General features: G+C 64.5%; 16 protein-coding genes and 1 pseudogene. 8 read left to right on the top strand and 9 right to left on the bottom strand.

Annotated features, from left to right (window positions below; genetic code table 11):
• Window positions 1-920: DNA recombination protein RmuC (rmuC, locus tag EOA38_RS13410; protein WP_127299420.1), on the bottom strand; the 920-nt coding region annotated here is incomplete at its 3' end.
• A 103-nt stretch (window positions 921-1,023) separates the two neighbouring features.
• Here rmuC and def point away from each other — a divergent pair.
• The 5 genes from def (at window position 1,024) to truA (ending at window position 4,261) form a co-directional block, all read left to right on the top strand.
• A complete protein-coding gene (gene def, locus EOA38_RS13405; RefSeq protein WP_126090935.1) occupies window positions 1,024-1,554 on the top strand; it encodes a peptide deformylase in 531 nt (176 codons plus the stop codon).
• A gap of 65 nt (window positions 1,555-1,619) precedes the next feature.
• On the top strand, window positions 1,620-1,901 hold the full coding sequence (locus tag EOA38_RS13400; protein ID WP_127299419.1) for a plasmid stabilization protein: 282 nt from the start codon (window positions 1,620-1,622) through the stop codon (window positions 1,899-1,901).
• 133 nt (window positions 1,902-2,034) lie between these two features.
• Entirely contained in the window at window positions 2,035-2,970 is a 936-nt protein-coding gene (gene fmt / locus EOA38_RS13395; protein WP_127299418.1) for a methionyl-tRNA formyltransferase, read from the top strand.
• Window positions 2,967-3,473 (top strand): N-acetyltransferase, encoded by a 507-nt coding sequence (locus EOA38_RS13390; protein ID WP_127299417.1) that lies wholly within the window; start codon window positions 2,967-2,969, stop codon window positions 3,471-3,473. Before fmt ends, EOA38_RS13390 begins: the two co-directional genes overlap by 4 nt.
• A 23-nt stretch (window positions 3,474-3,496) precedes the next feature.
• Entirely contained in the window at window positions 3,497-4,261 is a 765-nt protein-coding gene (gene truA, locus EOA38_RS13385; RefSeq protein WP_127299416.1) for a tRNA pseudouridine(38-40) synthase TruA, read from the top strand.
• A gap of 349 nt (window positions 4,262-4,610) precedes the next feature.
• On the opposite strand, the gene EOA38_RS13375 is transcribed toward truA, so the two are convergent.
• Together EOA38_RS13375 and dapE are read right to left on the bottom strand one after the other, a co-directional pair.
• Entirely contained in the window at window positions 4,611-5,216 is a 606-nt protein-coding gene (locus EOA38_RS13375; protein WP_127299421.1) for a transporter, read from the bottom strand.
• Window positions 5,217-5,218: 2 nt separating this feature from the next.
• Complete coding sequence (dapE, locus tag EOA38_RS13370) at window positions 5,219-6,418, bottom strand: succinyl-diaminopimelate desuccinylase (protein ID WP_127299415.1); 1,200 nt, start codon at window positions 6,416-6,418, stop codon at window positions 5,219-5,221.
• 116 nt (window positions 6,419-6,534) lie between these two features.
• On the opposite strand from dapE, the gene EOA38_RS13365 reads away from it, so the two are divergent.
• Window positions 6,535-7,569 carry a 2-dehydropantoate 2-reductase gene (locus EOA38_RS13365; protein ID WP_127299414.1) on the top strand — a complete coding sequence of 345 codons (1,035 nt, stop codon included), beginning with the start codon at window positions 6,535-6,537 and terminating at the stop codon, window positions 7,567-7,569.
• Here EOA38_RS13365 and EOA38_RS13360 read toward each other — a convergent pair.
• From EOA38_RS13360 to dapD, 4 genes and pseudogenes are all read right to left on the bottom strand, one after another.
• Window positions 7,547-8,245 (bottom strand): annotated as a pseudogene (locus EOA38_RS13360) (hypothetical protein); the annotation flags it as partial. The gene EOA38_RS13365 and the pseudogene EOA38_RS13360 sit on opposite strands and share 23 nt — an antisense overlap.
• 2 nt (window positions 8,246-8,247) lie before the next feature.
• Window positions 8,248-8,625 carry a DUF805 domain-containing protein gene (locus tag EOA38_RS13355; RefSeq protein ID WP_189434651.1) on the bottom strand — a complete coding sequence of 126 codons (378 nt, stop codon included), beginning with the start codon at window positions 8,623-8,625 and terminating at the stop codon, window positions 8,248-8,250.
• The gene (locus tag EOA38_RS13350; RefSeq protein WP_127299411.1) at window positions 8,618-8,980 is read right to left on the bottom strand and encodes a DUF805 domain-containing protein; all 363 of its coding nucleotides are present in this window, start codon (window positions 8,978-8,980) and stop codon (window positions 8,618-8,620) included. Before EOA38_RS13350 ends, EOA38_RS13355 begins: the two co-directional genes overlap by 8 nt.
• Before the next feature lie 72 nt (window positions 8,981-9,052).
• Window positions 9,053-9,907 carry a 2,3,4,5-tetrahydropyridine-2,6-dicarboxylate N-succinyltransferase gene (gene dapD / locus EOA38_RS13345; RefSeq protein ID WP_127299410.1) on the bottom strand — a complete coding sequence of 285 codons (855 nt, stop codon included), beginning with the start codon at window positions 9,905-9,907 and terminating at the stop codon, window positions 9,053-9,055.
• Window positions 9,908-10,050: 143 nt separating this feature from the next.
• On the opposite strand from dapD, the gene EOA38_RS13340 reads away from it, so the two are divergent.
• Complete coding sequence (locus tag EOA38_RS13340; RefSeq protein ID WP_126090924.1) at window positions 10,051-10,890, top strand: LOG family protein; 840 nt, start codon at window positions 10,051-10,053, stop codon at window positions 10,888-10,890.
• Between the two features lie 11 nt (window positions 10,891-10,901).
• Here EOA38_RS13340 and EOA38_RS13335 read toward each other — a convergent pair whose 3' ends face one another.
• Window positions 10,902-11,543, bottom strand: coding sequence for a response regulator transcription factor (locus EOA38_RS13335; RefSeq protein WP_245464836.1), 642 nt, complete (start codon window positions 11,541-11,543; stop codon window positions 10,902-10,904).
• 503 nt (window positions 11,544-12,046) lie between these two features.
• Window positions 12,047-12,670 (bottom strand): sensor histidine kinase, encoded by a 624-nt coding sequence (locus EOA38_RS13330; RefSeq protein ID WP_189434649.1) that lies wholly within the window; start codon window positions 12,668-12,670, stop codon window positions 12,047-12,049.
• Between the two features lie 344 nt (window positions 12,671-13,014).
• On the opposite strand from EOA38_RS13330, the gene EOA38_RS13325 reads away from it, so the two are divergent.
• Window positions 13,015-13,249: hypothetical protein (locus EOA38_RS13325; RefSeq protein WP_189434646.1), on the top strand; the 235-nt coding region annotated here is incomplete at its 3' end.

The following is a 13,249-nucleotide window of genomic DNA, read 5'->3' as shown; positions in this document are numbered from 1 at the left end:
TGGATGGACAGCATCAGCAGCGAAGGCGAGACGATGACGACGCGGGCGCGATGCGCCTTCTGCACCACTGCCTCGAAATTCTCGTGGATCTCGGCGAATACCGATTCCGACGGCACGAACATGAAGGCGGTGTCCTGCGTCTCGCCCTGGATCAGGTATTTCTCGGCGATATCGCGGATGTGCACCTCGATGTCGCGCCGGAATGCCTGCGCCGCCGCCTTCTGCATGTCGGCGCCCTCGGCGGCGCGGATGGCGTTCCAGGCTTCCAGCGGAAACTTGGCGTCGATGGCAAGCATCGGCGCGCCGTTGGGCATCCGCACCAGGCAGTCGGGCCGGCTGCCGTTGGACAGGCCCGCCTGGAACTCGTAGGCGCCGTGCGGCAGGCCGTCGGCGATGATCGCCTCCATGCGCGACTGGCCGAAGGCGCCGCGTGTCTGCTTATTGGAGAGGATCGCCTGCAACTGCACGACCTGGCCGGCTAAAGACTGGATGTTGCCCTGCGCCGTATCGATCACCGCCAGCCGCTCCTGCAGCTTGGCCAGGCTCTCATGCGTCGACTTGGTCTGCTCGGCCATGGTCTGGCCAAGGCGGCCAGTCATCGCGTCGAGCCTCTGGCCGAGCGACTGGGTGAGTTCCGCCTGCCTGGCGCCGAACACTTCGGCGATCGCGCCCATGCGGCCTTGCATCTCTGCCTGCGCCTGCAGGATGTCGGCCATGCGGGCCTCGGTGTCGCGCGCATGGTCGGCCGCTTCGGCCGCCGCCTCCGCGCGCGCCTTGCCCGCGCGCCACAAGGCGACGATGAGCGCCAGGAACAATACCAGCAGCACAACCGCGCCGAAACCGAGCGCTTCACCGAGCGTGATCGTGGTGGCGCCGAGCCGCGCGACCGGTTCCGAAAGGATGGATGTCATGTCGTTCATATCGGCAGCATAGCCGATTCGGTCCGCCGGCACAGATCAAAACGTGAACAGGCGAAACATGTCCCGGTTGACGCTTTTCCTACGACGTCTTAGGTGAGACGCCATGTCGATCAAGCCGCTCATCATCCTTCCCGATCCGATCCTGCGCCAGGTTTCCAAACCGGTCGAGCGCGTTGACGGCGATTTACGCAAGCTCGCCGACGACATGCTCGAGACCATGTATGACGCACCGGGGATCGGGCTGGCCGCGATCCAGGTCGGCGAGCCGCGGCGCTTGCTGGTCATCGATCTTGCCAAGGAAGGCGAGCCGCCGGCGCCGCATGTCTTCATCAATCCGGAAATCCTCGTAAGCTCGGACCAGCGCTCGGTCTATGAGGAAGGCTGCCTGTCGATCCCCGACTACTACGCCGAGGTCGAGCGCCCCGCCGCCGTGCGCGTGAAATATCTCGATCGCGACGGCAAGCTGCAGGAGATTGAGGCCGAAGGCCTGATGGCGACCTGCCTGCAGCACGAGATCGACCATCTCAACGGCGTGCTGTTCATCGACCACATCTCGAAGCTGAAGCGCGACATGGTGGTGAAGAAATTCAAGAAGCTCGCCAGGGAGAAAGCGCCGGGCAAGATGGTGGGCTAGCAGCCCTGCCGGCTTGGGCAGCTTCCCTCAACTATGATATCAACGATATCAGATTTGAGGCTCTGATGGGCGACATGTTGATCAGAAACATTCCCGAGCCTTTGATGCGGGAGATCGAGCAGGCGGCGCGAAGCGCTGGCCAGAGCCTGTCCGGCAAGGCGATCGATCTTCTGCGCAGGGGCATAGTCGACGACAGGAAGCCGAAGTCGGATCTTTCCGCCTGGGACGCCGTTCGCTCAGCCTTCGCGGCCGAGAATGCGATCGATGATGAGTTTGCCGGGATAATGGACGAGATCGAAGCGGAACGAAAACGCGATTTCGGCCGTCGGCTCGAGGACTTCGATTGATCGTCCTCGATACCAACATCATCTCTGAAGCAAGCAATGCCGGGGACCCACAACGTCCGGGACTTCGCCGGGCTTGACCTGAAGCTCGTAAATCCGTTTGAAGCGGACGCCTGAAAATAGGATTGCGGGAAAAATGCCCCTTCGCGTCATCTTCATGGGCACGCCGGATTTTTCCGTGCCGACGCTACGCGCCATCGCCGAGGCCGGCCACGAGATCGCGGCCGTCTACACGCAGCCGCCGCGCGCCGCCGGCCGGCGCGGGCTGGAACTGACGCCCTCGCCGGTGCAGCGCGAGGCGGAGCGGCTCGGTCTCGAGGTGCGGACGCCGACGTCGCTGAAAGGCGAGGCCGAGCAGCAGGCTTTTGCCGCCTTGCGGGCCGATGTCGCCGTGGTCGTCGCCTATGGCCTGCTCCTGCCGAAGCCGGTTTTGGAGGCAACCAGGCTTGGCTGCCTCAACGGTCACGCCTCACTTTTGCCGCGTTGGCGCGGTGCTGCTCCCATCCAGCGCGCCATCATGGCCGGCGATGCCGAGACCGGCATGATGGTGATGCGCATGGAAGAAGGTTTGGACACCGGTCCGGTGGCATTGGTTGAAAAATGCGCCATCGGACCCGATATGACCGCCGGCGAGCTGCATGACCGCCTGATGGCTCAAGGCGCCTCGCTGATGGTGCAAGCGCTCGCTCAGTTGGGGATAAATTGTCTGACATTTACCCAACAGGCGCCGGAAGGGGTGACCTACGCCCGAAAAATCGATAAATCGGAGACACGCGTAGACTGGACGCGGCCTGCCGGCGAAGTCCACAATCACATCCGCGGCCTCTCGCCCTTTCCGGGCGCGTGGTGCGAGGTCGAAATTGGCGGCCGCATGGAGCGGCTGAAACTGCTTCGCTCGACGCTTTCCGATGGCGTCGGCGAGTCGGGAGGAATTCTCGATGACCGGCTGACGGTCGCCTGCGGGTCGGGCGCGGTCAGGCTGGTCGAAGTTCAACGGGCGGGCGGAAGGCCCGCCGCCGCGCAGGAGTTTCTGCGCGGGGCCAAGATCGAAAAAGGAACGAAACTCAAATGAGCATGATGTCGATACGCGCGGCGACGCCGCGGGATCGCGAGGCGATCCGCCTCGTCGAAGAGCATGCCTTCGGCCAGCGGGCCGAGGCCGGCCTGGTCGACGCGCTGGTCGCCGGCGGCGACACCGTCGTCGAGCTGGTTGCGGAAGAGGACGGCCAGGTCGTCGGCCATATCCTGTTTTCCAGGCTTTTCGTGCAGAACGGCGGCAAGCGCTTCGCGGCGCTGGCGCTGGCGCCGCTGGCGGTCGAGCCGTCCTTCCATGGCACCGGCATTGGCGGCGCGCTGATCCGCGAGGCGCATATCCGCCTTAAGGAAGCCGGCGAGACGCTGGCCGTGGTGCTCGGCGATCCGGCCTACTACGGCCGCTTTGGCTACAGCCATGCCCGCGCCGAAAAGTTCGAGAGCGAGTACCAGGGCGAAGCGCTGCAGGCCCTTGCCTGGGGCGACGCGCCCGAGACCGGCAAGCTGGTCTACGCTTCGGCCTTCACCGCGCTCGCTGCTTAGGCGAGGACCAAAGTAGATCTGGCATGCCGCGTTTTCGGCTCGACATCGAATATGACGGCAGCCAGTTCGCCGGCTGGCAGCATCAGGCGGACCAGCCTTCGGTGCAGCAGGCGATCGAGCAGGCGATCGCAAGGTTCTGCGGCGAAGAGGTAAGAATACGTGCCGCCGGCCGCACCGATGCCGGCGTGCACGCCACCGCCCAGGTGGCGCATGTCGATCTCGCCAAAGCCTGGGCGGGCGACAAGGTGCGCGATGCCGTCAACGCCCATCTGCAGGCGGCCGGCGCGCGCATCGCCATCCTCAAGGCGGGGGTCGTCGCAGACGATTTCGACGCGCGTTTTTCGGCCACAGGCCGCCACTATCTCTACCGCATCCTCAACCGTCGCGCGCCTTCCGCGCTGGAAAAGGGCAAGGTCTGGTGGGTGCCGAAGCGACTCGACGCCGCGGCCATGCACGAGGCGGCGAAGGTGCTGCTCGGGCGGCACGATTTCACCACCTTCCGCTCCACCCAGTGCCAGGCCGAGAGCCCGGTCCGAGCGCTGGCGCGTCTCGACGTCAGCCGCGTCGGCGATCTCATCGAGGTGCGGACCTCGGCGCGCTCCTTCCTGCACAACCAGGTGCGCTCGATGGTTGGGTCGCTCAGGCGTGTCGGCGACGGCTCCTGGAGCGCCGCCGATCTCAAGGCGGCGCTCGAAGCGCGCGATCGCGCCGCCTGCGGCCAGGTGGCGCCGCCGGATGGGCTGTTTCTCGTCGGGGTGGACTATCCGGAGACGGACACGGCTGGGTGAAACATCGGTTTCGCGGCCGATGACGCCGGTCAATAGCGTGAGCATTCCTGCTTATGCTGGAGGGAGGTGGCCAATTGTCTGCGTCGACGCCGCCCCTCATCCCCCTACCGGCACCTTCTCCCCGTAAAGTGACTGGGACAAGGAGGCTGCCCGCGGCCTCGGCACCCCTTTCTTGCAACGCTGGAGACTGGCGAAACCGGCGATGAGAGCGCCCCTCTCCCCGTCACGATACGGGGAGAGGATGCCGGCAGGCAGGTGAGGGGCGGCGCCAAACGTCGGACGGGTAAGGACGAGGGCGGAATTCAAATCTGAAGCAATGACACGGATCGAAAAATGTTGGTTCGAGGGATCAGCCCGTCGTGCCGTTCGGAATGTCGATGCCGAGCAGCGCCTGCAGCCCGAACAGGACGATCAGCGAGGCCACGAACATGCCGACGAACACCGCGGTGCCGACGGCCGCCCCCTTGCCGATCGCCGCGTTGGTCATGCGCCAGGTCAGCACCATCGACAGCGCGAACAGAAGCAGCGAGACCAGTCCGCTGACCTCGTTGGTCGAAGGCAGGAAGAGCCTGAGCAATGCCGAAGGCAGCATCAGCCAGGCAATGATCGCGGAGGCCCAGTTGGAGGCGACGACGTAGTGGACGAAGCGGCCGCCGATGCCGGCGCGCGGCGCGACCAGCGCAAGCGCCACCAGCGGCAGCACCCAGGAGCCGATATCAACCGTCGCCAGTCTCAGAAGCATGCCGAGGCGGCCGGCGAATGCGTTCGGATCGCCGATCTCGTTGGCGATGCCGACCCAGCCGACGATCAGCGCAGGCAACGCCACGACGATACCGAAGAAGGAATTCCAGAAACCGTCCGCCGACAGATCGAGCATGCGCAGCCCGTCGGCCTTGCCGAACATCAGCCGCCAGGCGCCGGCCAGCGAAGCGTAGGTTTCGTCTGCCGAAAGCATGGTCACGCGAGGCCCTGTCCGAACCAGTCTTCGATGAAACGTTCGTAGATTTGGGTCAGCGTCTCGAGGTCGGCAAGCGCCACGCGCTCATCGACCATGTGCATGGTCTTGCCGACCAGGCCGAACTCGACCACCGGGCAGTAATCCTTGATGAAGCGTGCATCCGACGTGCCGCCGGAGGTCGAAAGCGCCGGCGTCTTGCCGACCACGGCCGCAACCGACGTGCTCAGCGTGTCGATCAGCTTTTCGTCGCGGGTGAGGAAGACATGGCTTGGCCGGTCGCGCCAGACAAGCTCATAGTCAACCGGCGTCTTCTTGCCCGGCCGGTATTTCTTGCGCCCGGCCGCCTGGTCGAGGCGATTGTGGATCTCGGCCTGGATCGTTTCGGCATCCCAAGCGTCGTTGAAGCGGATGTTGAACGTGGCGGTGGCCTTGGCCGGGATGACGTTGGTCGCCGGATTGCCGACATCGATCGACGTCACTTCCAGATTGGTCGGCTGGAAATCCTTGGTTCCCTTGTCGAACACCGGCTGGAGCAGCGCGTCGACCAGGCCCATCAGTCCGCGCACCGGGTTGTCGGCAAGCTGCGGATAGGCGGCGTGGCCCTGGCGGCCATTGACGATGACGCTGCCGGAGAGCGAGCCGCGCCGGCCGATCTTGATCATGTCGCCGAGCGTGTCCGGATTGGTCGGCTCGCCGACGATCGAAGCGTCCCATTTCTCGCCCTTGGCGGCCGCCCAATCGAGGAGCTTCGTCGTGCCGTTTATGGCCGGGCCCTCCTCGTCGCCGGTGATCAGCAGCGACACAGAGCCTTTCGGCCCGCCATTCTTGTCGATATGACGCGCCACCGCGGCGATGAAGCAGGCGATGCCGCCCTTCATGTCGACGGCGCCGCGCCCGTACATCTCGCCATTGGCGATCTCGGCGGCAAAGGGCGGATGCGTCCAGGCCGCCTCGTCGCCGACCGGCACGACGTCGGTGTGGCCGGCAAACATCAGATGCGGGCCGTTGCCCGAGCGGCGCGCATAGAGGTTTTCGATGTCCGGAGTGCCGTCTTCCGAGAAGACCGGCCGCTCGACCGAGAAGCCGAGCGGCTTCAGCATGTCCTCCAGCGTCCGCAGCGCGCCGCCCTCGGCGGGCGTCACGGAAGGGCAGCGGATCAGGGCGGCAAGGTTCTGGGCGGGGTCGGTCGGCAATTTCATGGGCAAAGCGATAGTCGAAAGCAGTAGGTCTGTCACGCCGGCAGATGATCGTCGGCCATGCCGCCGACAATATGGTTGTCATGTCGTATAGTTGCGAGCCAGGAGGGGGTGATCGCATGGCCAATGCAGCAAAGACGATCGCGATTGCCGGCGCCGGCAGCATCGGCTGCTATGTCGGCGGCTGCCTGGCGCTCGCCGGGCGAAGGGTGAATTTCCTGGGACGCGGCCGCATCGTCGAGGCCATGCGCAAGGATGGGCTTCGGATCAGCGATCTCGACGGCCGCGATCGCCGCATTGACCCCGAGGCGCTCGCGGTCACCGACGATCCCGCGATGGCGCTGCGCAACGCCGATATCGTTCTCGTCTCGGTGAAGAGCGGCGCGACCGAGGAGATGGCGGCGCTTGTTGCGGCCCATGCCGGCCCCGATGCCATTGTGATCAGCCTGCAGAACGGAGTCGGCAATGCGGACAAGTTGCGGGCCGAACTCCCGTCACGGCGCGTGCTTGCCGGCATGGTGCCGTTCAACGTCGTGCAGTCGCCCGATGGCGAGACGCCGTTTCGGGTCCATCGCGCGAGCGACGGCAAGGTTATGGTCGAGGATGGTGTGGACGGTCTCGTTGGCCTGCTCGACGTCGAAGGGCTTGGGGTCGAGGCCCATTCCGACATGAAGGCGGTTCTGTGGAGCAAGCTCCTGATGAACCTCAACAACGCGCTTGTGGCGCTCTCCTGCCTGCCGCTGGCGCGCGAGCTGGCCGACCGCCGCTGGCGCGTCATCCTGGCCAAGCAGATCGACGAGGCGCTCGCGGCGATGAAGGCCGCCGGCATTGCGCCGGCGCGGATCGCCGGCCCGCCGCCGTCGCTGCTGCCGAAAGTGCTGAGGCTGCCCGACTGGCTGTTCGGACTTCTGGCGCGGCGCATGCTGGCGATCGATCCGCAAGCGCGCTCCTCGATGTGGGACGATCTCGAGCGCGGCCGCCCGACCGAGATCGACGAATTGCAGGGTGCGGTGCTCGGTCTGGCGAAACAGACGGGCACGCCGGCGCCGACGATTGAGCGCGTCGCGGCGCTGGTGCGTCAGGCGGAAGCGGAAAAGCGCGGCCCGCCGGGCCTCGGCCCGGACGCCGTCAGTGGCGGCCCTCGATCAGCGTGATCTTTTGCCAGATCTTGCGCGACAGGTTCGAGCTCAGGTTTTCGATGTCGTTGACGCCGTCGATGACCACGTCGTCGTTGACCGATTGGGCAAACAGCGCCGCGATCTTGCCGGTGATCGACAGCATCTCCGAGCAATAGTCGAGATAGCGCGCGAGGTCGGCCGGATTGCTGATGCGGCTGGGCGAGTGCGAGGTCGGCTTGAAGTTCGCCGACAACGCCGCCGGGTCCTTGGTCAACTGGTGCATGTCGATGACATGGATCAGCGAGCGCAGCCCATGCAATCGCCGAAAGACCTTCTTGCGTTTGATCCTCTCCTCGGTGCGGATCAGCGCCAGGAAGCCAAGCACCGCCAGAATGACCGTGTTGATCGTCGCCTCGATGCCCTGCACCGACTGCACGGCGTCGTCGGCTCCCGAAATGCGGTCGAGCGGCAGGATAGTGCCGACGAACAGGAACACCAGGACGCCGGCGACGAACGCGCCGACGATCAGGGTGCGCAGCCACCAGATCGGCGCTTCCAGGTCCTTGGCGGCCCTCGCCAGGTCGCGCGACAGCGACACCAGCTCGCCCGCAACGCCGCGCAGGCCCGCTTCCGGGAAACGCTCGCCGATGCGCTCCTCCAGCCTTTCGGCGGTCTCGATGATCAGCTCCGGATCAAGGGTGCGGTAGCGCATGACTAGCGATCGGAAGGCGCGTTGGTGCGGCTGCCGTAGCGATTGGCCCCCGGTTGTCCTGGAAACAGGCAAAGCACCAGGAACGCGACGATCGACACGACGGGAACGAACAATACCAGCGCCGCTATGCCGGGTTTGTCGAGGTCATGCAGCCGCTTCACCGCCAGCACGATGTTCGACCACAGCGACGCGAGGAAGGTCAGGAAGAAGACGAACGACCACATATTGCTCTCGGGCGAGCCTTCCGGCACCAGCGTGAAGCGGTAGAGCGGGAAAGCCTGGGCGAGGGCCACCAGCAATCCGCCGAGAAAATAGGCCGCGCGGCTGACGCGGCCCGAGATTTTGAAGAAGAGCCAGATGAAATCTGCTTTTTCAGGCAAGCGGGTCCGGTCCGTATTGATTGGCGCCTCTGGTGCCTTCGAGGATGCCGAGTTCGATCAGCAGCCAGATGCCGCCGATGATTGGTATGAGGCCGATCAATGTCCACCAGCCCGACTTGTTACGGTCGTGCCAGCGTTTGGCATAGAGCGCAATCGCGAAATAGATCGAGGCCAGCATAACGAGGATGCCGATGATGCCGACCTCACCGCCGCTTTCGGTGGTGAACCGTGTGCCGAGGATCGAGTCGAGAATGAAGGCAACAATAGCGAGGACGATGAATATGCCGATGCCGGCCCAGAACTTGGCGCGGTTGATGCGGCCGTCGAAACTCGTCAGCAGATACTTCCAGTCCATAACGCCCCTCCGTGTTGAACCAGCGCGGCGGAACGTCGCGCCGGCGGAAGGTGCGTCCGTTTCCGGAAAAGATCAATCGCGCAGCAATTCGTTGATCGAGGTTTTGGAACGGGTCTTGGCGTCGACGCGCTTGACGATGACGGCGCAGTAGAGGCTGGGGCCGGGCTCGCCATTGGGCAGCGGCTTGCCCGGCAGCGAACCGGCGACCACCACGGAATTGGCCGGCACCTCGCCATAGAAGACCTCACCGGTGGCGCGGTCGACGATCTTGGTCGATTGGCCGATGAACACGCCCATGCCGAGCACCGAGCCTTCACGCACGATGCAGCCTTCGACCACCTCGGAGCGCGCGCCGATGAAGCAATTGTCCTCGATGACGGTCGGGCCGGCCTGCATCGGCTCCAGCACGCCGCCGATGCCGACGCCGCCGGAAAGATGCACGTTCTTGCCGATCTGGGCGCAGGAGCCGACCGAGGCCCAGGTGTCGACCATCGTGCCCGTATCGACATAGGCGCCGACATTGACGAAGGACGGCATCAGCACCGCGCCCGGCGCCACATAGGCCGAACGGCGCACGACCGAGGATGGCACGGCGCGGAAGCCGGCCTTCTCGAAATCGACGGCGCTCCAGCCGTCGAACTTCGACGGCACCTTGTCCCACCAGACCGCCTGACCCGGGCCGCCCTTGATGATCTCCATCGGGTTCAGCCGGAAGGAGAGCAGCACCGCCTTCTTCAGCCATTGGTTGACGTGCCACTTGCCGTCGTCCTGCCGTTCGGCGACGCGGACCGCGCCGCGGTCGAGCAGGTCGAGCGCCGACTGGATGGCGTCGCGGGTTTCGCCGCGGGTCGCGGTCGAAATCGTATCGCGCTCCTCGAAGGCCTTTTCGATGGTCTTTTCGAGGCTCGCCAGATCGGGCATGGACATGAAATTGCTCCATTACAAAGCTGTTAAGGGCTCAGCCTTAACCTGTTTTGAAATCGCGCGGACCCTATGTGAAGCCTTTATGAGGGTCAATCGCGGCTGCGTCATGGGACGGCGCAAGTAAGGGAATTGGAACGGTGGACTCAATGACACCCATGGAAAAGGCGGGTTGGACGCCGCTGCCACATTCGGACGAGGATCTGGAGCGCGCCAAGAGCGTGCCGGATACGCCGCAGACGCGGGCCGAGACCTATCGCCTGGCCTGGAACGATCCCGACTTCATGACGCGGCGCGAATTGCGCCCGGTGCGTCTGCAGCTCGAGCTGCTGAAGCCGGAGATGATTCTGGCCGAGCGCGGCATCCGCTCGACCGTCATCCTGTTCGGCGGCGCGAGGCTGCCGGAGCCGGGCGGCGTCGCCTGGGCGGCCAAGAACGAGACGCAGAAGAAGAACCTCGAGCTGAACAGCAAATATTACGAGGAAGCGCGCAAGTTCGCCCGGCTCTGCTCGCAGCACTCGGCCACGTCCTACTACCGCGAATTTGTCGTCGCCACCGGCGGCGGACCGGGCGTCATGGAGGCCGGCAACCGCGGCGCCGACGATGTCGGCGCGCCGTCGATCGGCCTCAATATCGTGCTGCCGCACGAGCAGGCGCCGAACGCCTATGTCACGCCCGAGCTCTGCTTCAACTTCCACTATTTCGCCATCCGCAAGATGCATTTCGTCATGCGCGCCAAGGCTGTCGCGGTGTTTCCGGGCGGTTTCGGCACGATGGACGAGTTCTTCGAAGCCCTGACGCTGATCCAGACCGGGCGCATGGAGCGCGTGCCGGTGATCCTGTTCGGCAAGGCGTTCTGGCAAAGGGTGATCGACCTCGACTTCCTTGCCGAGCAAGGCACCATCTCGCCGGGCGATCAGGACATCATCGATTTCGTCGACACCGCCGACGAAGCCTGGGACATCATCCGCCGCTTTTACGATCTCTGAGGAAGCCAGCCCTATTGCAGTTCGGCCAGCCAGCCATTCGAGTGCGCGAAGCGCACGATGGCAGCGCGGGAGTGAAGCTCCAGTTTGTCGGTCGCCCTGGTCCGGTAGGTTTCGATGGTCTTTATGCTGAGGTTCAGCCGCGAGGATATCTCCTTGTTGCTGTAGCCAAGCGCAACGAGCTGGATCACCGACCGCTCTCGCTCGCTGAGATTCCCCGGATCGCATTGCGTGCCATGGCGTGGGCTCAGGATGCGCGCCGCAAGCGCCGGGTCGACGTAATTGTCGCCGGCCAGCACGCAGCGGATGGCCTGTAGCAGATCCGTTGCGGTCGACCGTTTGACCACGAAACCGCGCCCGCCTGCGGCCAGCACCTGGCGCAGGCAGCCGGGGTCCTCATGCGCCGTCAGCGCAATGCAGCCGAGATCGGGAAACCGTTCGACGAGCCGTTCGATCAGCGTGACCCCATTGACGCCGGGGAGCGAGATATCGACCACGGCGACGTCGGGAAGGGCCTTGCCGATGCCCTCGAGGGCCTCGTCGGCATTCGCCGCCAATCCGACGATCGTCAGATCGGCCTGGCTGTTGATCATCGCGCCGACGCCGGACAGGATGATCGGATGGTCGTCGACCACGAATATGCGCCTGCAGCACACCTTTAACCTCCATCAGTCTGTCAAAGGGCCGTCGCGTGGAGCGGTCCCCCTTGTGCTTGATGGTCTAGGCAACTGCCCCGCCTGGCGCGGGACGCCCGTCTGTTTCAGCAAAGCCGCGACGCGGCCGCAACGGGCAAGCCATCCCCCGCCTGACCCATGGCGCGGATTGTAAGCCGCGGCCGACGATTTCGGATGTGGAACGCTTCACTTAATGCATGTCGCCCAAAAGTGCGCAGCGGTTTTGGGAGAACGACATGCATCAAAACAAAGACCTGAAGCGCATCGCCTGAATTCGTTTCAGCGCGACGCGCTTTAGGGCAATTCCGGGAAAAGTTCGTAACGGTGTTCCGTCCGTAGATTTGCGAAAAAACAAAGAGTTAGGCCAGTTTGGCGATACTGCCGGCCGCTGGGCCGGCTAGCCGGCCGCGGCACCGAAGACCGGCATTCCCGTCGAACAATGCCAAGGGGAGGAGGCGCCGGCGCCCAGCCGTCTGTCCGAGGATTCAGTCGGTCAAAAGCACATCGGCATAGATGGCGGTTCCCCTGCCCTTGGCGGTTTCGACCGTCAGTTCGCCTCCGATCAGGGCAAGGCGCTCTTTCATCCCCGCAAGCCCCAAATGGCGGGAGCCAGACGCGACAGTGCTATCGAACCCACGGCCATTGTCCTCGATGGTCAGCCGCAGTTTGTTGTCCCAAATGTGGGCCGTCAGGCTGACCCGGCCTGGCCGGGCGTGCTTGCCGATGTTGGTGAGGGCCTCCTGCGCGATGCGATAGAGCGTCAGGGCGACTTCAGGCTCCAGCGGCCTCGACAGGGCTTCGAGATCCACATCGCCGGGGATGCCGAGCTGAGCGCACAGCATGCTGACCAGGTCCTCGATGGAGGCGCGAAGCCCCAGGCGATCGAGATCCGCGGGTCGCAGGCTCCAGGCGGCGTCGTGCACCCTGGCGCTCAGCTGGTCGACCAGTTGGGCAGCGCGCTCGAGGCGGGCATCGAGTTCCGCGGAGTCCGCGCGGATGCCGTGCAGCTCCAGCGCGACGCTCGCCAGCATCTGGCCCAGATCGTCGTGCAGCTCACGTGACAGGCGCAGGCGCTGTTCTTCCTGTACGGCAATCAAATGCCGCGCCAATCTCCGGCTCCGTGCCTTCGTAGCATCGTCCTTGCCTGGCTGGATAGCCGCCCGCATCACCCCTTCCTTCTCTTTGCCGCCGTGAGATACAAGCCGTTCACGGAGCGGCGAGAAAAGGCATGAAAGTCTGTTCCTCCGTGCAATATACACCCGGCATATGCCCTTATGCCTGTCAGTTTTTTCCCGATGCCTTCAACTTTTCCTGACAGCCGCATCGGCTGAAAAACCGACAGACCCTGCCGATCAGCCCCGATGTTTCTGCGCCCTTTCTGCGCGCATCCTTTTTGCGTGGTCCCGGTATCTTGTGCTGGCCGGGATGTTCAACGCAAACCAAGGAGAACGTCATGAGGAAGATCATTCTGGCCGCGGCTGTCCTGTCGGCTCTGACAGGTTCGGCATCCGCATTGTCGATCGGTAGCGGCAACGGCAACGGCAACGGCAACGTCGGGGTCGGCAACGGCAACGGGAACGGCAACGCCAACACCGGCGCCTTCAACGGCAACTTCAACGGCAACGGCAATTTCGGCATCGCCAACGGCAACGGGAACGGCAATGCCAACATGGACGCCTTCAACGGCA

The sequence above is a fragment of the Mesorhizobium sp. M1E.F.Ca.ET.041.01.1.1 genome (assembly GCF_003997355.1).
Classification (GTDB): Bacteria; Pseudomonadota; Alphaproteobacteria; order Rhizobiales; family Rhizobiaceae; genus Mesorhizobium.
This window is presented reverse-complemented; position numbering and strand designations above follow the sequence as displayed.